Here is a 19423-nt window from a genome sequence, read left to right on the forward strand (position 1 = left end):
ATTTAAACGTTAGATTGTGCTAAAGCATTAATTTCTGCTTTAACTTTATCGACAAAAGCTGAATAATCCTCGACCTTATCCTTTTCCTTTAGGGAGCCAATTTCCTTATAGGTTTCCATTTGTTTAAATTTAGCAAAATCAAAATCCTCAGCGCCCACCACATCCTTACCGGCAGTGTAGAAAGTAATAATTGCCTTAAGTAGACCATGCTGAATCTTAATCGGCATATAAGCATCATCTGGATCAAAGGCGTTCTGCATTAGGAAATCTTCGCGTAACATACGTGCCACCTCTAAAGTTAGCTTGTCGCCATTAGACAGTGACTCCATACCAACCAAGCGTACGATACTCATAAGTTTCGATTCGTCCTCGAGCAACTGCATAGCTTGTTTTCGCACTTCAGCAAAATCTGGAGCTACTTCGTTGCGCCAAAAGTCAGTGAAGTTTTCTACATACAAAGAATATGAAGATAGCCAGTTAATTGTCGGGAAGTGTTTTTTGTACGCTAGGTCAGAATCAAGTGACCAAAAAGTCTTAGTCACACGTAAAGTAGATTGTGACACTGGTTCAGAGAGGTCTCCACCCGGAGGAGACACTGCACCAATCACAGTTAATGAACCTTGACGACCTTCGGTTCCAAGTGTTTCCACCATACCAGCGCGCTCATAAAACTGCGCGGTTCGTGAGGAGAGATAAGCTGGATAACCTTCCTCTCCCGGCATCTCTTCTAGACGTCCAGAAATTTCACGCATCGCTTCCGCCCAACGAGAAGTTGAGTCGGCCATCAAAGCAACATTGTAGCCCATGTCGCGGTAGTACTCAGCGATAGTAATACCGGTGTAGACTGAAGCTTCACGAGCAGCCACCGGCATATTTGAAGTGTTGGCAATCAAGATTGTTCGCTTCATCAAAGGCTCACCTGAGTTAGGGTCAATCAAGTGAGGAAATTCTGAAAGCACTTCTGTCATTTCATTACCTCGCTCACCACAACCGATATAAACAATCACCTCAGCGTTACAGTACTTAGCAATTGACTGCTGTGTCACTGTCTTACCGGCACCGAATGGTCCAGGAATAGAACCAGCTCCACCCTTAGCAATCGGGAAAAAAGTATCGATTGAACGGCCACCGGTTAGTAGCGGTTCTGACGGGAAAATTTTCTTATTCTTTGGTCGCGGTTCACGAATTGGCCAATACTGAAGCATAGTGATTTCTTTGGTTTCACCTGAGTCAGTAGTGATTTCAGCGATCGCCTGTGTCACATTAAACTTACCGGCCTTGATAGACTTCACAGTACCACTAACATGTGGAGGTACCATAACTTTGTGTACGATTAGTTTAGTTTCGTCTACCTCACCAAGAATATCGCCGCCAGTCACTTTATCACCAACTTTGGCCACCGGCTTGAAGTCCCACTCGCGAGTTTTATCGATCGCATCCGCCTCAATTCCTCGCTTGATATAAACCGAGCCCGAAGCCTCCTCAATACTTTTTAGCGGTCTTTGTACTCCGTCATAGATAGACTCTAGTAGACCTGGAGCCAGAGCCGCCGACATAGTCTGTCCAGTTCGGAAAACCGGATCACCCGGACCAACCCCGGCTGTGTCTTCATAGACCTGAATTGAAGCCACATCACCATGCAACTCAATTATTTCTCCAAGCAGTCGCTCGCCCGAGACTTTAACCAACTCATAGAGTTTGGCTTCAGCCATACCGCTCGCTCGCACCAACGGACCGGTTACCCGAACAATCTCGCCGGTTCCCAGGTCGCTGTTTGTCTTTTCTGTATTAATTGTGTTTGTCATAGTGATAAAGTTTATTAAATTATTGATAATATTTCTAAATAATGGCCGCGCCGATTGCCTTTTCAGATAATTTCCGCAGTCTGGCTTCGGCAAAACCTTGACTGCCAGAAGTCCCTGGCAGTACCACCACCGCCGGTAAATAACCAGCTGTTTGGTTTGCGTCCAGTTCTTTTACCTTGCGACCGGCCGCTACCGCGTTAACAAAATTTTCCATATCTTTTTGCGAGGCCTCCTCCTTTGGTTTAAAAGAACTATTCATAATCCGCTGATATTCTTTTTCATCCATGTCTATCATCAGATCCTCAATGATACAAACCACCGCGTAAGCTGATGAACTGGAGTCAGTAGATAGTTGTTTAATATTTTTGAGCTGCTCCAAAGCTTCTTCTGAAGAATAAGCTTCAAACGCCTCAACTCCAAGCGCCTTAAAACCGGACACTACATCACGAGGGCCGATAATAGCGATTTTATACTGACCGATAGTTTTAGACATAGATAGTTCGTAATTGTTTACGGATAAAGTCTCGTGTTTGACCACTCTCCTTTCCTACTACAACAGTCTTGATTATCTTAGCGGTATTTTGTACCTGCAAGAAATAAGCAATTAAAGAAGCCGGTGAAAAGACATCATAACTCATAGTGCGAACCGTCTCTAATAGATAATCGTCTGATCGAGCGTCAATCAAAGTTGAATGACCTTCGCTAGAGTACAGCTCAATCGCTTCTCGCCACTTGGACTCACCACCATAATTAACAAGAACGGCCAAGGCTTGTTCTTTAAGCTCAATGTCTTCATAGCGCAAATTGCCACCAGTGACAAACCAAGAGTCGTCCCCTTGTCGCGGCACCAACAAAGTGCGCAAGCGAGTTTTAAGATTGTATAAGTCAATTTGCAATCGCAAAATAGTGCCGATTGACAAATCTCTCGCATCGCCAACCATGCGCTTGGCTAAATCAAAGTAACCAGCCTCAATCACCAAGTCAGCGGCGGCCACCCCCTTCTCCTCTAAAGCCTTGCTGGCGTTATCGTAAATAGTTTTAAATTCAGGCTCTAGACGATTAAGAGTTCCAGCTGCTATGTGTTCCAGCAAAGTCTCTGGTGAGTACTTTCCAAGACGTGACAGATAGGCCATCATCTGCTCGGATTCTAGGTTAGCCTGCTTTGACTTTAGTTGAACTCTTAGATTCTGCAAATCGTAGTAGACCCAAAGAAAATCCAGCAGCTTAGGCTCGGGAGTAATTTTGGTTATAAGCTCTTTAGCCTCCACCAAACTTTTTTCTGTCGCCTTCAACACTCCGTCAATATCATCACTTTCAAGATACTGATTTATGTAAGTTTCCTTCAGAAACTTAATCAACTCTACACCCCGCGACGCTTCGAGGAGTCGTTCCACATCAGACTCGTTCAAGAGCTCTTTTTCAAGAGCTTTGACTCGGCTTGAACTGTAGATGTATGATGTTTTCATTTGTGTAACTACTGACTCTTGTTGTTTAATGCTCTACTTACCTGAGAAGAGAGTGTTGGCAATCTCCATTTCTGAAGCTGCACGAGCTTGGGCAAATAAGTTCTCTAGAGATAAATCAAACTCAAAATCTGAACCAACAAAGACACATCCGGCCTGCAGCCTGTCACTTACTGTAACAGTCGCTTTAAGACCTAGAGTCTTTATTATTTCAGCTGTTTCAGTCTCTTTAGCTTTAGATGCTAAGACATCTTTAATATCCATGTCAGCCGGCACAAGAGTCTTGTACTTAGCCACCATGAAATCCACGTATTCTGACCCAGACAAAGTCAGAAGCTCAGTGAATGCTTGGTCAAAGACCTTGTCGATGATCTGACGCTTGGCTGTCTGAAGTGCAATACTGGCCCGCTGCTTCTCTAGCGAACGTACCACCGCCTCTTTGTGAGAGCGCTCCTTTTCCAACCGAGAATCAACCTCAGCCCGTATATCAGACACCAAACGATCAGTTTCCTTGGAGATGACAGAGACTTTTTCGTTAGCTTGAGCCAATACTGACTCTGCTTCAGCTTCTGCGTCCTGCTTTATTTTTGTTGTTATCGCGTTAAGTGACATCGCATTATAATTAGTTGCCGATTGAGATCAAAAGGATAAAGCTGATCAAGACACCAAAGATAGCCCAAGTCTCCACCATCACAGACAACACGATGGCGCGTCCCATGTTAGTCTCGTCCTTGGCAATCATAGAGATTCCAGAAGCGGCCACGATTCCTTGGAACATACCAGAGAAGTATCCAGCAATACCAATCGGTAGACCAGCCATCAAATACTGTAGCCCGGTCGCGGTATCGATTACAACCGAACCGTCACCACCTAAAATACCGGAAAAGTTAAGGATCAAGAAAGCTCCCACCAAACCGTAAATTCCCTGTGAACCAGGCAAAGCCTGCATCAACAGCATCTTACCAAATAGATTTGGCTTCTCCCCCAAAACACCGGCCGCTGCTTGTCCAGCGTGTCCCATGCCGATAGCTGAGCCACTAAATCCAAGAGCCGCTGCAATAGCCGCTCCTGCGAATACCAATCCAATTCCTAATGATAATTCCATAATTAAAGTTCGTTAATATTTATAAATATATAAAAGTCTTAGTCGTAAAATACACTGGCTAACCACTATCCTTTACGATACTAATGTGTGATTCCTTTCTAGTGAGGGGCTTAAAAGTTCGGCCCGTACCGGTGATAAACTTACCAAAGAATTCCACAAACTGCAAACGAGCGCTATGAATAAAGGCGCCAAGCGTATTGACCACCAACGTAAAGAGATGACCGACGATCAAAATAATGATGGCAAAAATGAAACCAACATAAGGAATCATGTCGCTTACAATACCGGCAATAAGGTTGACCGCAAAAGCCAAGGCGCTGGTAGCCAAACCAAGAGCCAAAAGTCGAGAATAAGATAAGATGTCCGAGAAATAACCGATACTATTATATAGACTAAGCAGACTCATTTGTACCTTCCCCAAAATAGTCTTACCGGTACGACCACTAGCCACTACTACTATCACCAAGGACAAATAAACGAGCGGCAACAGGTCATCACTTGAAGCCGTAGCTAAATACCCAAGATTAGCTGCACCATAAAGAATCAAAGATGTGAACAAGAGAAGCCATGGACCCTGGTCTAAAATACCAGTCATTAGCATATTGTTTCTAGCGTCAGAGTAGATTTTAAGCATCATACCGAACATCACCTGCACCACACCAAGGGCCAAAGCCAGGTAAAAGACCGGTAACGGATTCCCAATCGGATCGAACATTTGAATAGCCTTTAGTGAGTCCGGTAGCTTTGCAGCATCAATTCCAAGATAACCGCCAAACAAAAGACCAACCAAAGCTGAAGCTAATCCCATTAAGAAAAGCAGTTTTCCAAACATCTTAATCGTTGGTGAAACTTTAAAGTAGAATAGGACGAGTAAAGATACAGCCATCAAGAACACTCCGTAACCAACATCAGTCAAAGAAAGTCCAAAGAATAGGAAGAAAAATCCAGCCAAAAACGGAGTCGGGTCTATGTCTTTATGGGTCGGAAGACCGTAAAGTCGAGTAATGATTTCAAAGGGTTGTATATTTGCGTTGTTTTTTAGCTCCACCGGCGGCTCCTCTCCTTCATTCGGTGCAATTTCTATTACTTCACATAGCGCGTTAGCTTCCGCTAATTTGTTTTTTAGAGTTGGTAGCTCGTATTCGTTACACCACCCTTCAAATATAGCCACTCGCTTAGTAGCTTTAGCTGCCTTGGTTGCTTCTTGGCGTTCTTTCTTCCAAACTGATAGATCATGAGCGACTCTAAGGACTGACAATTTTTCCTTGGCTAATTTTTTCGCTTCATTCTCTAGCTCGGCTTGATTAGCTTCTAACACGGAAATTTGTTGATCAAGATTTTTTATCTCAACTGCCGGTGTATCAGTAGCTGATGGTAGTTGCACAAACTCTCCTTGAACAGCCTGAACCGTCTTACTGACAAGCTCAGCAAAATCATCAATTTTGTAGACAGTAACACTCACCAAGTCATCATTAATTTCTTCAGTGTAAGCGGTAACACCCGCCTCTGCCAAAGCTTGTTCTAGCTGGTCGGCAAAACTTGCAGTTGATTCATTTTTTTTGCTATTTGAATCTTTTTTACGAGTAAAATATGTCGCTGTATAGGCGGTTGTAAGTTTTGACAGGGGTACAGACAAAGTTTGCCACCTTGTTAAAATATCTCTACTTTCGCGCAGAGTACGTAATTGTTCGGAATTCTCCACGACTTTGTTGTGCAAGCTGGCCACCTCTTCAAGAATCCCCTCAATTTCAGCTCCAACCAACTCTTGCTTTTTTAATTCTGATTCCTTAATTTCAATTGTCGTGCCCTCGACTAACTTCGTCCAAGTACCAACAGTTGGTTCGTAAGTATTTAAAAAGGTAAGAGCTTGGGTAATTCGGCTAAGTTCAGTGCTTTGACCAACCTCATAGGCTTCTACACTGTTTTCCACCTCACCCAAATCAGCTACCGCTTGAAATTCAACCGCCCCCACCGCCTGAGCTACCTCCAGCACTTTTTCCGCATCAGTTCGATGCGTCAAAAGTCTAACTTTCTTCATGGGAATAACGGACATAGAATTTATTTAAATTTTGTCAGAATTTGTTTTAACGCCTGACCACTACGGGCTGACACCTCTTGTTCAAATCCAGTCAACTGCTTGTCCGACTCAGCTTTCGCCTGCTCCATTTCTTGATTTAACCCAGCCTCAAAGTTTGCCAACTCAGTTTTGATTTTTGCCTCCCCTTCACTTTTTGCTTCTTCTACTTGCTTAGCTTGGTTAGACACAGCTTCAGTCACCAATTGCTTGGCTTTTTCTTTGGCGGTCTCAACTATCAAATCAGCCTCTTTTTCCGCCTCAATAATGGTATTAAATGACATAATCTTAGAGTTTTTTATCGAAATAACCGTAATTATTGCTTTGCACACAATAACGTTCTGATTACAGTGCGCCCATCTTACTATTTATCACCATATAGTCAAGCGCGGATTGTTGATTTTAACGCATAAAATAACGCTTTCGGTAAGAATTAGTGAACTGAAATTAGATGGCTGTAAGAAAGGTACGCAATACTCGTCTTATAGCTCATCATTAGCCAAAATTATTGCATTTTCGCTAATGAAGTTCTTTAACTTTTAGGGAGAAAATTAAGTTGACTTGCATCAAAGTGAGCTTTAATAGTTCTTTTATATTTATAATTATAATTTGTATTATCTATGGCCTTAGCCAAAACCCAGACTACTTAAAGTCTATACCAAAGGAAGAACAAGTCTTTGATTTAAATTTTGAGTGGTACTGGAAGATTGTCCCTACCCAAGACCTTAGCTGGGCTTGGTTTATAGATTGGCTAACCCCAAAGACGAAAACTGAGCCAATGGATCCTTCCATCAGAAAAGTAATTGCGCCAGCCAAGGGCAGTCCTGTCTATACAATTCTGAAGACAAAGCAATACCTTTCGGAAGTAGGTATAATGCACGAAATATCGCGCTGCGAGTCCGAAAGAAAACATCGTGATGGTAGTGGAAAATTACTACCAAATAATACAGGTAGTTCAGCCCGCGGTGCTTTCCAAGTCCTCTTCGGAGTTCATAAAGAGGAAATGGTAAAACTGGGACTTAATCCTTACAATGACGATCATTATTTTACTTTTGTAAGACGTTTATATGATGCCAGAGGTACACAACCCTGGTACGCATCAGAGCAATGTTGGGGTAATATAACGATTAAGAAGACCTAAAGACAATAAAGTAATCAAAAAGTAATTTAATTAGAGCGGTGTTTTCCCTCCGGGAAAACACCGCTCTTTTTCTTGTCTCATTTACAATTATATTCTTAAGAAACCACCAGTTACAACAACTTCTGATTCTTTGATTGGGAATGGGTTATCTATCTCCTCCAACACAAGATCGTAGCCGCCTAAATTTAAGTCATTAACACAAACCATATCATCTACATCAGGATAACTTTCTTTAGCCTGAATCAAGGTTTTGTCCTCAAAAAATGAATCTTGCTTAGCTAAAGTTTTTGCCTCAGCTTTATCTGCCGCAACCACAAAGATCTGCTTATGCACTTCACCAAAATATCCTTCTCTATACCCGCCAAGGTTAATAAAAAACAACCTTTCACACATTGACTGAGTAGACTCAATTTGCTCATCAAAAACCTTACCTGGATATCTGTCTTCCACAACAACACCATAGCCGGCAACCCTCTCAAGGCAAATATAAGCATCTATATGTAGAACGTTTGCCCTTGGCCAAAATTCCTTGGCTTTGGTTTTTATCTCTTCAAGACCAGAAGCAACACAAAAGAAATATTTATGTTGTTCAAACAAATATCCACTTTCTCTAGCGCCTAAAAGAACCACAAATAATTTTAAATTTTTAGAACCCATCAGTACTTCCTCCCGATATATAGTTTCAATGAACTACCCCGATGACAAGCATACGGGGTATCGGCGTTGGACTAGGTAGTAAACAGTGAAGTCTGAACCGGTGCGGAGTGTAGCTGTTGGTATTCGGGATAACCTTGGTTTTTAACGTAATTGGTAATAATATCCATACTGGCATTACCCACTGTATTTGCATAATAACCTTCAGTCCAGAACTTTCCTCCCCAGAGTTTTATTTTTAGTTCAGGGTGGATTTTAAAGAGATGATTGGAGGTGATGCTTTTTATTTTCTTTACCGTATCAGAGAAACGTATGTTTGGAATTGTTTGTATTAAAAAGTGTACATGATCTTCGTCTATTCCTATTTCAAGAAAGTATATCTCGTAAGCTGGACCAAATTCCAAACATAAGTTTTTAAATGTTTTTGATATTGGTGGTGTAAATACATCTCTTCTGTATTTTACTGGGCATACCAGATGATAGATGAACAGAGTTTTGTTGTGTGGTTTTTTGATATGTTGTGGTTTACCTTTCATTACTGTTTAGTATGACAGTGTTTCCCCCGATGACAAGCATGCGGGGTAAAGATGGAATTTAAATAAAAACCTAGAGTCAGATTATATAAATAACTATAGGTTGTCAAAAAAAAAATTTACACTCGAGCTGCGGATTGTAGCTCGAGTGTAAATTTTTTTGACAACTTACCTCATCAATGTTACTATCAGCTCACCTTAAGATTCTCGTGTAGGGCTCTTGAGCCATCAATTTGAGATTTACTATTGACTGAATTGAATTTATTTTCTGCACAACGTAGGTTATAGCCTATCTAAAAAATAATTAAATAATAATGCAAAGTACTAGTAGCCGAACTAATCGGCCAGCGGGACGCGGACGTCGTACCTATTCGTCCAGTCCAAATAGAAGCGGTTTTAATACTCGTCGACCTTTTTCTCGTTCAACCAGCAATCATAATGGTGGTGGTTTTTCCAGATCTAATTTTAGGCGAAACGGACATGGCGGTAGCCGTCGCCGTGAACAAACCACCTTTGATGTCTCAAAATATATAAACCTAAATCCTGTTACACCAACCAAAGAAGTGTACGAAAACAAGCACACCTTCTCTGATTTTGCCCTAGATAAAGACTTAAAAAAAGCCATAAACGACGCCGGCTTAGTGACTCCTAGTCCAATTCAAGATCAGGTGATTCCACTGATTCTCGACGGTAAGGATGTGGTTGGTTTAGCTGAAACTGGCACCGGTAAAACAGCCGCTTTCTTAATACCAACTATCCAGAAAACTTTAGTGAACAGAAGTTCACTAACCCTCATCTTAGCTCCGACTCGTGAGCTAGCTATCCAGGTTGAGCAAGAGCTTCGTAAATTAACTCCAAAAATGGGTATTTTTTCAACCGCCTGTGTTGGTGGTATGAACATCTTACCGCAAATCAAAAACCTACGCCGTCGTAACCATTTCATCATCGGTACCCCCGGACGTGTACAAGATCTAATTGATCGTGGTTCAATTACACCAGAAAGAATTACCGGTGTAATCCTTGATGAAGCAGATCGAATGTTGGATATGGGCTTTATCCACGACATTAAAAAAATCTTGAAGGACATTCCCGCCAAGCGTAGCACCCTCTTCTTCTCAGCTACCATGTCTAAAAGTATAGAAAGTTTGATTCATGATTTTCTAAAAGACCCAATTACCATTTCTGTTCGCAAAACAGATGTGGCTAGTAGTATTTCTCAGGATGTAATTAAGTATGAAAACCACCACAAGTTTGACACCTTGGTTCTACTTCTTAAAAAACCTACCCTTACCAGAGTAATTATCTTTGGTGCCATGAAGCATAGCGTTGAGAAATTAAGCCAAGAACTAAATCAAGCCGGCATTAGAGCAGACGCGATTCATGGCAATAAATCACACGGACAAAGACAACAAGCTCTCCGTCGCTTCAAGAGTGGACAAGTACAGGTCTTGGTTGCGACTGATGTAGCCGCACGCGGTATTCACGTAGACAACGTATCGCACGTCATAAATTATGACCTACCTAACACCTACGAAGACTACATTCATCGCATTGGTCGTACCGGCCGCGGCGATAAACGTGGTGAAGCTTTGACTTTTGTACCAGCATAAATCTTGGTATAATTGTAATATTATGAAGGTTATAATATTGGCTCTTGGTCTGTTTATCTTACTTATGATCATAAATGCCTTTTTGGGTGGTGATCCAATTTAATCACAATCGTGGAATACTTAATTTCAGTAATTTTAATTACTTTTTCAGCTTTATTTTCCGGTTTAACGTTGGGCTTCTTCTCTTTGAATACCCATACTCTCGAAAGAAAGGCTAAACTTGGTGATAAGGAGGCTATTGCCATTTATCCGCTGCGTTGTCGCGGTAACTTGCTTTTGACCACCTTACTACTCGGCAACGTGGGGGTAAACACCGCTTTGTCGATTTATCTTGGTTCAATCGCCAGTGGAGTGGTGGCTGGTTTTATTGCCACCGCATTGATCTTCCTTTTCGGTGAAATTTTACCACAAGCGGTTATATCTAGGCACGCCATGTGGTTTGGTAGTCGCTTAGCCCCCGTTGTACGAATGGTAATGATAATCCTCTCACCTATTACTTATCCTATAGCCTATCTTTTAGACAAATTACTAGGCAAAGAAATACCGACACTGTACTCCAAAAGTGAGCTGATGCAGATTGTGTCAGAATTGGAAGACTCAGAACACAGTGATATTGATGAAGATGAGGAGAGGATTATTCATGGCGCTCTGCAATTCTCTCACACCCTAGTAAGGGAAATTATGACACCTAAAGAGGAAGTGGTTAGCCATGATGAACATCAGAAGTATGACGAGAATTTTGTTAAAATTATTTCTGAAGCCAATTTTTCTCGCTACCCTATTTATAGTGGCAACAAAGACAATATCGTCGGCATTCTTTTTACCAAAGAACTAATCAACGAAGACTATGACACTGCCATTTGTGATACCAAAGAAGCTTTCACAAAAGACTTTTTGGAAGTACGTCCAGGACAACGACTTGATACCGTTCTGGCCATGATGCTAAAAACACGACAACATATGGGTATAGTAATGACAAAGAAAAAACAGTTTTTGGGAGTGATAACCCTTGAAGATATTATCGAAGTCATTATCCAAACCGAAATACACGACGAGGATGATGAAGATTAATCTATGTCTAAAGGAAATGAAAGGTACATGATATTGGAAAAAGCGGTTGGTGAGACGCCGCTTGAATGTGCAGAAAAATGGCGAAGAACCAGACCAGACCTTACCGGTGTACCTTTAGCTTACGCCGGCCGTTTAGACCCAATGGCGTCCGGTCAACTTTTAATACTCATTGGCGAAGAGTGCAAAAACCAAACCGCTTACCATGACCTAGATAAGGAATACGAATTTGAAATTTTATTTGGTGCAGCTTCTGATTCTGGTGATGTGCTAGGGATGATTGAAGAAGGCGGCAAAAAAAATATTGAGTCTGAAAAAATTACAGAAACGCTAAAAAGTTTGGTTGGTCAAATTGAACTACCTTACCCAATCTTTTCCTCAAAAACAGTTAAAGGTAAACCCCTTCACACTTGGACCATGGAGGGGCGGCTCAATGAAATAGAAATCCCAACCAGAAAATCGGAAATCTATGAATTGGAACTTTTAGAAACAAGAGAGCTAAGCAGAGAAGAAGTAGCTAAAATAGCCATGGAAAAAATCGAAACTATTCCGCCGGTCACCGACTTAAGAAAGGCGCTTGGTAATGATTTTCGTCGACCAGAGGTGGGGGAAAAGTTGGCAAAGCTTTGCCAACTTTTCCCCCCCACCAAACGACCACTTCACTATCGCCAAAATCCGCTGCCTCTCCTCAAGCGGCACCTACATGCGCACCCTAGCGGAAATTATTGCTGAGAAACTTAATTCAAAAGGGTTGGCGTTTAGTATTCACCGCACCGAGATCCACAATTTTAAAACCTAGAGTGATAAATAAATTTATACACTAGTAACACTACATATAAACAGCAAACCAAAATTGGAAATATGCAAAATACTTATTGTAAAATATCTCCTTTCCTTCCCCGGCCTTAGCTTAGGTATTTGCATAATTTTTTGGTTATTTTTCACCCAACTCCTCTACCTTCTTTAAGTATTCATCTACCGCAAGCACATACTCAGCATGGCTCCAGATCAAGGGTGCGGTTGAAAGATGCTCGCGGGTATTAGGATGCATCTGTTCTGCTAAGACTCCGCCGTTCGTAGCGTGCGAACAAGTCCAATCTAGTATATCAAGCGGTGCTTTCAAATCCTCTAGAGTCTTAGCTTTTTTAATAAAATACTGTGCCATCCACAAAGTAGTAATCACCCAAGGATTAGGCGAGCCCGCATCTTGCATTTTGTAATATTGATCGTTCTCGTATCTGATGTACCCCTTACTACTCGCGTGAATCTGAAGCTTTTCCATAACCGTTGCCGCTGACTTTTCAATCCGATAATCATCAACGTCATACACATCAAACAGAATCAATCCGTAAAAACTACTAGTATCAATTGTCTTATCGTATACCAACTCACCATCATCAGTATGCAACACCTGCTTAACAAACATTTTCAATTCATCATCATAGAGCACTTCCCCGATGGCTGTCTTCATCCTCTGTGCTATCGCCTGGTAAGTACGAGCAGCATCATCCTTACCCAAGAGAAGAGCGAAGCGCGAAGCCGCCATCAAGCCACCATAGACCGAAGCTGCTGTGTAAGTAGAGGTACCGTATTTCTCCTCCCACAAATCATATGAAGCTTGTGGTAAACCGGTTGTAGATTCAAGATAATTACTCAAAAAATCAGCCGCCGGCTCAATAAACGGATTGTACAATGACTCGATAAATTCTAAGTCACGATTTCGTTCATAATGTTGCCAGAGCGCAAAGATAATTGATGCGGTTTCATCCTCTTGGATTGGTAAATTTGGTTTACCATCTTGTATCCACGGATGCCAAGAGCTGCCCAAAACCCCATCAGCCCGATACTTATGCATCAAATAGCCGCCGGACTCAATCCGGTCAGTTATAAAACCATAGAAGCGCTTGGCAATATCACCATAACCAACCATATCTAAGGCCGAAGCTATAAAAGCCCCGTCTCGCGGCCAAACATAGCTATAAGTATCACGACCATGATGCAGCATATCGGTGTCGCTAGACGCAATAATACCACCCCGATTATCAGCATGGATTCGCATAGTTATCAGCGAACGATTGTATAAAGTTCTAAGCGGGGGTGGTAAAATTGACAGATCACGATCCTCTTTCTCAAGCCAAGCCTGCCAATAAGCATCAGTTGAATCAATCAGGTGATCAGGTGTCTCTTCTATAATATATTCGTCTAAAGTATGAACTACTGGTATAGAATCACCACAAACAATCCAGTAGTAAGCTTCCTCACTAGCCTCAGCCACTATCTCCATAGTAAGTCCAATTACCGAATCAACCGAGCCGTGCTCAATCGGATTTTTCTCCAGAACCCCATCATAAGCATCAAAATAAGTCCCTTCTTTATCTTCTATCCCAAAAAGACCGATATTGTAATCAGTGAACTGTTTTTTACCAACAAATGCATTGATCAAAAAAGCCACATTCCCTTTATAGTGAATCACCGCATTGACTCTTGGATCATAAAAGGCCGTATCTCCGCGCCTAGACTCAAAAATACGAAACTGCTGTGAGAAAAATAACCTTACCTCTCGTTCCTTGTCAGCCTTATTGGTAACTGTAAATTTTCTAATGAAAACATTTTGTTCATTATGGACAGCATCTTTAGTACTAAGCTCGATCTTCAATCTATCATTCACCGCAAAAATACTGCCGATTGCGCTATATTCTTCACTGCCAACAGTGATTTTCCACTCAGGATCATCAAGCCATGATAATTCCCCGTCCACAAACACACCGATTCGGTGCATAAAACTACCACTAGCTCCACTGACATGGTTAGCCTCCCCGACAAAGGGATAATACAAATCACGAACCTGTCCACGCCGGTCCAAACCTACCAGTAAGTTTCCATTTCCGATTGTGACGGCTCGAGCCATAAATTATTAGATAGTATAAAGTTTGAGGTGTTTAGCCACCACAGTCCGCGCTCTTTTGGGACTTTTGGCTTTCCTGAGATCACCAGCACAAGTATTGTCACTTAGAACATGTTCAACCCAATCTGCAAAATCATGCTTTTCATCATGAACATGATGAATAAAAACATCTTCGTCCATCTTTGACAAAGCGTCGTGTAAAGCTACCAAGTTATTAAGAATCTCTCCGTTAGTTACCCAAAAAGAATGTTCGTTGTCAGCGTATATTAATGTTTTTCTAGCACGTTTAGTTGTCGTCTTGGTTATAGACTTAGCTTTTGGTTTAGCCGTCCGCTTAGTGGCTGCCTCGGCTTTTTTTGTTACTGGTTTTTTGGTTACCTTTTTTTCTGACACCTTTGAGACTTTTCTTTTAACTGGTTTTTTTTCAGCAGTTTTCTTGGTTGTTGCTTTTCTTGGCATAATAAATTTTAAGAACTAATCTCACTTACTAGAACTATTAAAGAACGGCAAACGCCTGAAGAGATCGCGAACCCAATCACGTACTCTCTGCCACCCATTAGCGCGCGGTGACTCTACCTCCTCCTCATTTACAACATCAGCCAACCTCTTTTCTATAAAAACTTCCTCTTCGACAACTAATTCTTCGCTCTCCACCTGTTGCTTTGACAAGATTTGGCTCACCCTTAATTGTAAATCACTAAGAGCATTCATAAAAGCGATATATGCGTCATATGGGGATTGGTAAGGACTGAAGTAAGCATGAACATCTCCATCAGCTGACCATTTGGTACACATGTAATAAAAGTGGTCAGAAGTTTGTAGCTTTCGCCAAATTTCAATCAAGTTATCATCTTCGGTTTTCATTATATCGTTCTCCAAACCATAGATAGCACTGATAGCATCACGTTGAATATCGTTACCGGTCCAAGCCGTCAAATCGCGGTCGGTATCAGCCCAGGTTAGAATATCTGGCACATCCAACTCTCCCACGGTATTGTAGCTAGCCACAGTTTCGCTTGGTGTCTTGAAAGTTGTGTCTGGATGTCTGGTCAGAATATGTGGCAGCGCCCGTAAGAAATCGAAGATACCGGTATCTTCCCATTGATGCTCTCCAAAGGTCTCGTAATCCATAAACAGATTTATTGTTTGACCATCACCATGGTGAGAGTGGATCCAACCGGCGTAAGTCTCAGCCGACAAAGGCCAACTAGACCACTCCCGATTACCAAACCGAAAAGCGACGTCATCTGACAACTTATAGTTTTTAAGCAGTACCTTAATCTTACTGGTGCCAGTCGGTTGATAAAGAAAGTTTGGACTTCGCCAACCTAAATATTTGTCCCACCCCTCAGCCATTATACCGACATAACCGTTGTCTTCACACCACTTAGCCAAGTCGTTTCGATACGATAACTCAGTGTTACGAAAAACTCTTGGTGTATATCCAAACAATTGCTCCACCCGCGCGCGGTGTTTGTTTACCTGCCGCTCAAACTCTGGTATTGAGTAAAAAAAAGCCAACGAGTGATGATAGGTATCAGCCAAAATTTCTACCCGACCACTGGAAACCAACCTCTGAAAAGACTCTAGTACATCCGGTGCGTACTCCTCGAATTGGTCGAGGACAGTTCCAGAAAAAGATAAAGCAAACCTGAATTCCGGGTGTGTATCCAAAAGTTCTTGCAAAATTGCATTGGTCGGTCTATAGGATTTTTCAGCTACTTTTTCAACTATTTTACGGTTATTTAAATCTGTATCACTGGAATCGTTAAAATATTCATTGTCATTACCAATGTCGAAAACCCGATATTTTTTTATTCGATACGGTTGATGAACATGAAAATAGGGACAGACAGTTAGCATAATAATTTGGTTAGCTTAATTTTAACATCCTTTTATAAAGTTGCTGCACTTTTTGAGCAGATTTGGACCAAGATATTTTATTCAACTCGAGCTTACCTTCCTCAACCATCTGTCGCTGCATCGCCGGATAGCGAAGAGTTGATAAGATCTTATCGGCCATTTCTTCAACATCCCAAAAGTCGACCTTGAGTACGTGGTTCAGTACTTCACTTACCCCTGATTGCTTACTGATAAGAGAAGGAGTTCGGTGCTGCAGAGCCTCAAGTGGCACCAGTCCAAAAGGTTCAGACACCGATGGCATCACCAGTAAATCAGCTGTTTGATACATCCGATCACGCTCCTTGTCCCACAGAGCTCCGGCAAAAATCACATTATTTGATAGGGATAGTTGCCCCACTAGCTCAATTATTTTGTTGGTCATATCACCAGAACCAGAAATCACAAACACTACATTAGGATCGACATCAACTACTCGCCTGGCCGCTCGCACAAAATAATCAACCCCTTTCTGGATAGTAATACGACCATGATACATAACTATCTTCTTACCCTGAGTTTTAAGATCGGCTAAAGCAAGCGGATGTTGTTCTGGTTCATGGACATCACAACCATTGTGTACCACCTCAATTTTAGCCGGATCTATAGCATGCTTATTAACAATAATATTTTTTGTAAACTCACTAACCGCTACGATTTTGTCAGCAGCAGCAAAACCTTCGTGTTCCACTTTGTATACTCTTGGATCGATGTTATCACTAGCCGCTTGGTCAAACGAAGTGGCGTGAACATGAATAATTAGTGGTTTCCCACTAACCTTTTTGGCCGCTACCCCGGCCAAAAAAGCGGTCCAGTCATGCGCGTGGATAATGTCGAATTCTTCCTCTCTGGCGATCAAAGACGCTTCGTGAGCAAATTTATGTACCTCGTCTATTATCGTGCTTGATTTGACTATTGGCTTACCACCTTCATCATATCCAACTACATACGAAATCTCACTCGAAGCCCCATGGTACGGCTTTAAAAATGAAGAGACTTCTCTGACTTTCATACTTCGTCGCTTTCCATCAGCAAACAAAAAACGAGCGGGGCCTATTACCTCTTGTTGTCTTGGCAATATAAATATCACCTCTGTCCCACCATCCACCAACTCACGCGTAAGACCATGACAGGCAGCACCAAGACCGCCGCTATATGACGGTGGAAATTCCCAACCAAAAGTAAGAACACGCATATTTAAAAGCAAACTAATGACCCAGACGACACAGGAGTTAGCTACTATAATAACACGCTTAAACTATACCTATTTTCATTTTCACAAAAAAAATGTTGATATGCTGGGTCAATAAGTCACCCAACCCTAGTCAAATAGATGATATTATGAGATAGTACACCTTAATTAAACCTCACACCGATTATGTTTAGTCCCGAATCAGAACCGACAGCCGAAAAAATAGAAGATCTAGAAATTGACTCCGAGGAACTCGCTTCTCAGGCCGTTGCTAAAAGTGGCAATTTTTACACGATTAAAAATGCCTTGGAAGAAGAAAATCTTTTGCATGGTCAGATAGAGAGAGTTAAAAGTGAGTATAAGGAAGATTTAGACAGACTCGAATTCCTTTCTAACAGCGACTTAGAAATGTTTACTATCGTCGAACTATACGACAAAAACTTAGCTTTTCATTGCATCGAAACCTTTGAGTTAGCCAAAAGCAAAGCCGAACGAACCTTGGCCTTTGATATAGTATTGATTGATGTTTTCGCCAGTGAAAATGTCACACCCGAACAATTTTACCGCGCCTGCTTCCTTCATGATGTCGGGAAAGTCTATGTGCCCAACTTTATTTTAAACAACAAAGTTAAAGTTGATGAGATTGCTGAAAAACTGGATCAAAACCTGAATCAAAGTGACACTGACACTTTGGCCAACATCGCCCGCAAGACCGATTCTGACATCACTGGTAAAAGTCCGGAAGAAATCAAACAATTACTTGAAGAGCACCACCTAAGACCAGCCCACGTCTTACCGGTCAAATATCTACTTAGCGCTGACGAAATAACTATTACCGAAAACCACTATCATCTCGACATCAACCAGTCAATAATGGACATAATTGAAACCCATGAGGGTCACTCGGCCGACATTTTACACCAAGCTGGTTATGAAATAGAAGCTGATTTGGCTGGTGCTCACCACAACTACCACGGTCGTGGCTCGAACCACAAAAAAACCTTAGAGGCTTTACATCTAGCAGTATATTCTGTTGACACGGTAGAATTACTACGGATGGCAGACATCACCCGCGCCCTCGGTGATAATCGTTCCTACAAATCCAGTTTATCAAAACCAAAGATATGGAAAGTGATACTAGAAGAAACAAAAGCCGGTAATATTAGCCCAATCATGGCTTATATTTGGTTGGACGATGAAGTAAAAATCTTTGAACAGGACCAGGCAAATATAGAAAATCTTAGCGTAGAAGACCAAGAAAATATAGAGGTTGTTAAAGCCGAACTAGAAAGAATCCTCTCAAACCTAACCCCAGGAGATGAGTTTCAGTTCCCGATAGCAGCCTGATGTCAAACTACCGTAGGCTATCATACGCCCAGTGTAGCAGGGCTTGTCGCTGCTTCTTGCGACAAGTTAAATCTCCTTTGGCACAATTATTTATTATCTGAATGACGTGACGTTTCATGTTTTTCCAGCGTTTAATTTGTCGTTCATCTTCCCCATCATTTAGTCTCCTTCCCAAGTAATAACGAGCATACCACTGGAACCAACCGCGTGGATCGTTTTTATAAATCCAACCCTTTTCTTGCCAAACCTGGAGTGGCTGACTGGCGTTTATACCAAAGTAATTTAGCTTCTTATCTGGCTCTTCAGCACCTTCTGGTTGTAATTTAGCCTTCTTAAACCAACTCTCTGGATACTCTTCTTTATCTTCTCTAAAGTATAATCCACCGAACACTCCCAACTCCAACATCTCCTTAGGGGTTAATTCAGGCTTAAAATCTGGATGAAAGCGTCGACCAACCGGCGCTGTTAGCTCATATACATAACCAGCCGGACTTAAGCTCTTTATCTTTGTACCCTTTTTATACTTCATAAATACACATCCCTTGATTATATTACAACTTAACTTTGTCTATCTTTCCGAGATGCGCTCTTGACATCATTATACTTTCATTGCTACTATTTCCACAA

The 19423-nt window shown here is 41.7% G+C and carries 19 protein-coding genes; 5 read left to right on the forward strand and 14 right to left on the reverse strand.

Going from position 1 to position 19423, the window contains the following annotated elements; all coding sequences use genetic code 11:
- Positions 1-2: 2 nt before the first annotated feature.
- The 7 genes from H6779_01095 to H6779_01125 all read right to left on the reverse strand — a co-directional run bounded on the left by H6779_01095 (position 3) and on the right by H6779_01125 (position 6731).
- The gene (locus H6779_01095) at positions 3-1766 is read right to left on the reverse strand and encodes a V-type ATP synthase subunit A (GenBank protein USN88294.1); all 1764 of its coding nucleotides are present in this window, start codon (positions 1764-1766) and stop codon (positions 3-5) included.
- A 73-nt stretch (positions 1767-1839) separates the two neighbouring features.
- Positions 1840-2298, reverse strand: coding sequence for a hypothetical protein (locus H6779_01100; GenBank protein USN88026.1), 459 nt, complete (start codon positions 2296-2298; stop codon positions 1840-1842).
- Positions 2291-3271 (reverse strand): V-type ATPase subunit, encoded by a 981-nt coding sequence (locus tag H6779_01105; protein USN88027.1) that lies wholly within the window; start codon positions 3269-3271, stop codon positions 2291-2293. Before H6779_01105 ends, H6779_01100 begins: the two co-directional genes overlap by 8 nt.
- A 33-nt stretch (positions 3272-3304) precedes the next feature.
- Positions 3305-3880 (reverse strand): hypothetical protein, encoded by a 576-nt coding sequence (locus H6779_01110; GenBank protein USN88028.1) that lies wholly within the window; start codon positions 3878-3880, stop codon positions 3305-3307.
- 10 nt (positions 3881-3890) lie between these two features.
- Entirely contained in the window at positions 3891-4373 is a 483-nt protein-coding gene (locus H6779_01115; protein USN88029.1) for a V-type ATP synthase subunit K, read from the reverse strand.
- A 58-nt stretch (positions 4374-4431) separates the two neighbouring features.
- Positions 4432-6411, reverse strand: a complete 1980-nt coding sequence (locus tag H6779_01120; protein ID USN88030.1) for a hypothetical protein — start codon at positions 6409-6411, stop codon at positions 4432-4434.
- A gap of 20 nt (positions 6412-6431) precedes the next feature.
- Positions 6432-6731 (reverse strand): hypothetical protein, encoded by a 300-nt coding sequence (locus H6779_01125; protein ID USN88031.1) that lies wholly within the window; start codon positions 6729-6731, stop codon positions 6432-6434.
- A 287-nt stretch (positions 6732-7018) separates the two neighbouring features.
- On the opposite strand from H6779_01125, the gene H6779_01130 reads away from it, so the two are divergent.
- Positions 7019-7588 carry a hypothetical protein gene (locus tag H6779_01130; GenBank protein USN88032.1) on the forward strand — a complete coding sequence of 190 codons (570 nt, stop codon included), beginning with the start codon at positions 7019-7021 and terminating at the stop codon, positions 7586-7588.
- 87 nt (positions 7589-7675) lie between these two features.
- On the opposite strand, the gene H6779_01135 is transcribed toward H6779_01130, so the two are convergent.
- Together H6779_01135 and tnpA are read right to left on the reverse strand one after the other, a co-directional pair.
- Positions 7676-8245: a DUF1543 domain-containing protein gene (locus H6779_01135; GenBank protein USN88033.1), complete on the reverse strand. Its 570-nt coding sequence runs from the start codon at positions 8243-8245 to the stop codon at positions 7676-7678.
- A 71-nt stretch (positions 8246-8316) separates the two neighbouring features.
- Positions 8317-8778 carry an IS200/IS605 family transposase gene (gene tnpA, locus H6779_01140; GenBank protein USN88034.1) on the reverse strand — a complete coding sequence of 154 codons (462 nt, stop codon included), beginning with the start codon at positions 8776-8778 and terminating at the stop codon, positions 8317-8319.
- Between the two features lie 311 nt (positions 8779-9089).
- Here tnpA and H6779_01145 point away from each other — a divergent pair, with 311 nt between their 5' ends.
- The 3 genes from H6779_01145 (at position 9090) to H6779_01155 (ending at position 12185) form a co-directional block, all read left to right on the forward strand.
- Entirely contained in the window at positions 9090-10385 is a 1296-nt protein-coding gene (locus H6779_01145; GenBank protein ID USN88035.1) for a DEAD/DEAH box helicase, read from the forward strand.
- A gap of 111 nt (positions 10386-10496) precedes the next feature.
- Complete coding sequence (locus tag H6779_01150) at positions 10497-11456, forward strand: DUF21 domain-containing protein (GenBank protein USN88036.1); 960 nt, start codon at positions 10497-10499, stop codon at positions 11454-11456.
- A 3-nt stretch (positions 11457-11459) separates the two neighbouring features.
- A complete protein-coding gene (locus tag H6779_01155) occupies positions 11460-12185 on the forward strand; it encodes a hypothetical protein (GenBank protein USN88037.1) in 726 nt (241 codons plus the stop codon).
- Between the two features lie 202 nt (positions 12186-12387).
- Here H6779_01155 and H6779_01160 read toward each other — a convergent pair whose 3' ends face one another.
- The 4 genes from H6779_01160 to H6779_01175 are packed head-to-tail and all read right to left on the reverse strand — an operon-like array spanning position 12388 to position 17452.
- Positions 12388-14361 carry a glycoside hydrolase family 15 protein gene (locus H6779_01160; GenBank protein USN88038.1) on the reverse strand — a complete coding sequence of 658 codons (1974 nt, stop codon included), beginning with the start codon at positions 14359-14361 and terminating at the stop codon, positions 12388-12390.
- Positions 14362-14367: 6 nt separating this feature from the next.
- On the reverse strand, positions 14368-14817 hold the full coding sequence (locus tag H6779_01165; protein USN88039.1) for a hypothetical protein: 450 nt from the start codon (positions 14815-14817) through the stop codon (positions 14368-14370).
- 21 nt (positions 14818-14838) lie between these two features.
- A complete protein-coding gene (locus H6779_01170) occupies positions 14839-16221 on the reverse strand; it encodes a polysaccharide deacetylase family protein (protein USN88040.1) in 1383 nt (460 codons plus the stop codon).
- A gap of 10 nt (positions 16222-16231) precedes the next feature.
- Positions 16232-17452, reverse strand: a complete 1221-nt coding sequence (locus tag H6779_01175) for a glycosyltransferase family 4 protein (protein USN88041.1) — start codon at positions 17450-17452, stop codon at positions 16232-16234.
- Positions 17453-17635: 183 nt separating this feature from the next.
- Here H6779_01175 and H6779_01180 point away from each other — a divergent pair, with 183 nt between their 5' ends.
- The gene (locus H6779_01180) at positions 17636-18796 is read left to right on the forward strand and encodes an HD domain-containing protein (protein USN88042.1); all 1161 of its coding nucleotides are present in this window, start codon (positions 17636-17638) and stop codon (positions 18794-18796) included.
- A 7-nt stretch (positions 18797-18803) separates the two neighbouring features.
- Here H6779_01180 and H6779_01185 read toward each other — a convergent pair whose 3' ends face one another.
- On the reverse strand, positions 18804-19325 hold the full coding sequence (locus H6779_01185) for a hypothetical protein (protein USN88043.1): 522 nt from the start codon (positions 19323-19325) through the stop codon (positions 18804-18806).
- Between the last annotated feature and the right edge of the window lie 98 nt (positions 19326-19423).

It is taken from the genome of Candidatus Nomurabacteria bacterium, from assembly GCA_023898525.1.
Classification (GTDB): Bacteria; Patescibacteriota; Minisyncoccia; order Phycocordibacterales; family UBA918; genus OLB19.

Excerpts from the sequence above, each read along its gene's own strand:
- H6779_01135 (USN88033.1), bottom strand. The coding sequence starts at position 8,245 with ATGGGTTCTAAAAATTTAAAATTATTTGTGGTTCTTTTAGGCGCTAGA.
- H6779_01100 (USN88026.1), bottom strand. The coding sequence starts at position 2,298 with ATGTCTAAAACTATCGGTCAGTATAAAATCGCTATTATCGGCCCTCGT.
- H6779_01160 (USN88038.1), bottom strand. The coding sequence starts at position 14,361 with ATGGCTCGAGCCGTCACAATCGGAAATGGAAACTTACTGGTAGGTTTG.
- H6779_01105 (USN88027.1), bottom strand. The coding sequence starts at position 3,271 with ATGAAAACATCATACATCTACAGTTCAAGCCGAGTCAAAGCTCTTGAA.
- H6779_01125 (USN88031.1), bottom strand. The coding sequence starts at position 6,731 with ATGTCATTTAATACCATTATTGAGGCGGAAAAAGAGGCTGATTTGATA.
- H6779_01170 (USN88040.1), bottom strand. The coding sequence starts at position 16,221 with ATGCTAACTGTCTGTCCCTATTTTCATGTTCATCAACCGTATCGAATA.
- H6779_01110 (USN88028.1), bottom strand. The coding sequence starts at position 3,880 with ATGTCACTTAACGCGATAACAACAAAAATAAAGCAGGACGCAGAAGCT.
- H6779_01115 (USN88029.1), bottom strand. The coding sequence starts at position 4,373 with ATGGAATTATCATTAGGAATTGGATTGGTATTCGCAGGAGCGGCTATT.
- H6779_01155 (USN88037.1), top strand. The coding sequence starts at position 11,460 with ATGTCTAAAGGAAATGAAAGGTACATGATATTGGAAAAAGCGGTTGGT.
- H6779_01180 (USN88042.1), top strand. The coding sequence starts at position 17,636 with ATGTTTAGTCCCGAATCAGAACCGACAGCCGAAAAAATAGAAGATCTA.
- H6779_01175 (USN88041.1), bottom strand. The coding sequence starts at position 17,452 with ATGCGTGTTCTTACTTTTGGTTGGGAATTTCCACCGTCATATAGCGGC.
- H6779_01145 (USN88035.1), top strand. The coding sequence starts at position 9,090 with ATGCAAAGTACTAGTAGCCGAACTAATCGGCCAGCGGGACGCGGACGT.
- tnpA (USN88034.1), bottom strand. The coding sequence starts at position 8,778 with ATGAAAGGTAAACCACAACATATCAAAAAACCACACAACAAAACTCTG.
- H6779_01120 (USN88030.1), bottom strand. The coding sequence starts at position 6,411 with ATGAAGAAAGTTAGACTTTTGACGCATCGAACTGATGCGGAAAAAGTG.
- H6779_01185 (USN88043.1), bottom strand. The coding sequence starts at position 19,325 with ATGAAGTATAAAAAGGGTACAAAGATAAAGAGCTTAAGTCCGGCTGGT.
- H6779_01165 (USN88039.1), bottom strand. The coding sequence starts at position 14,817 with ATGCCAAGAAAAGCAACAACCAAGAAAACTGCTGAAAAAAAACCAGTT.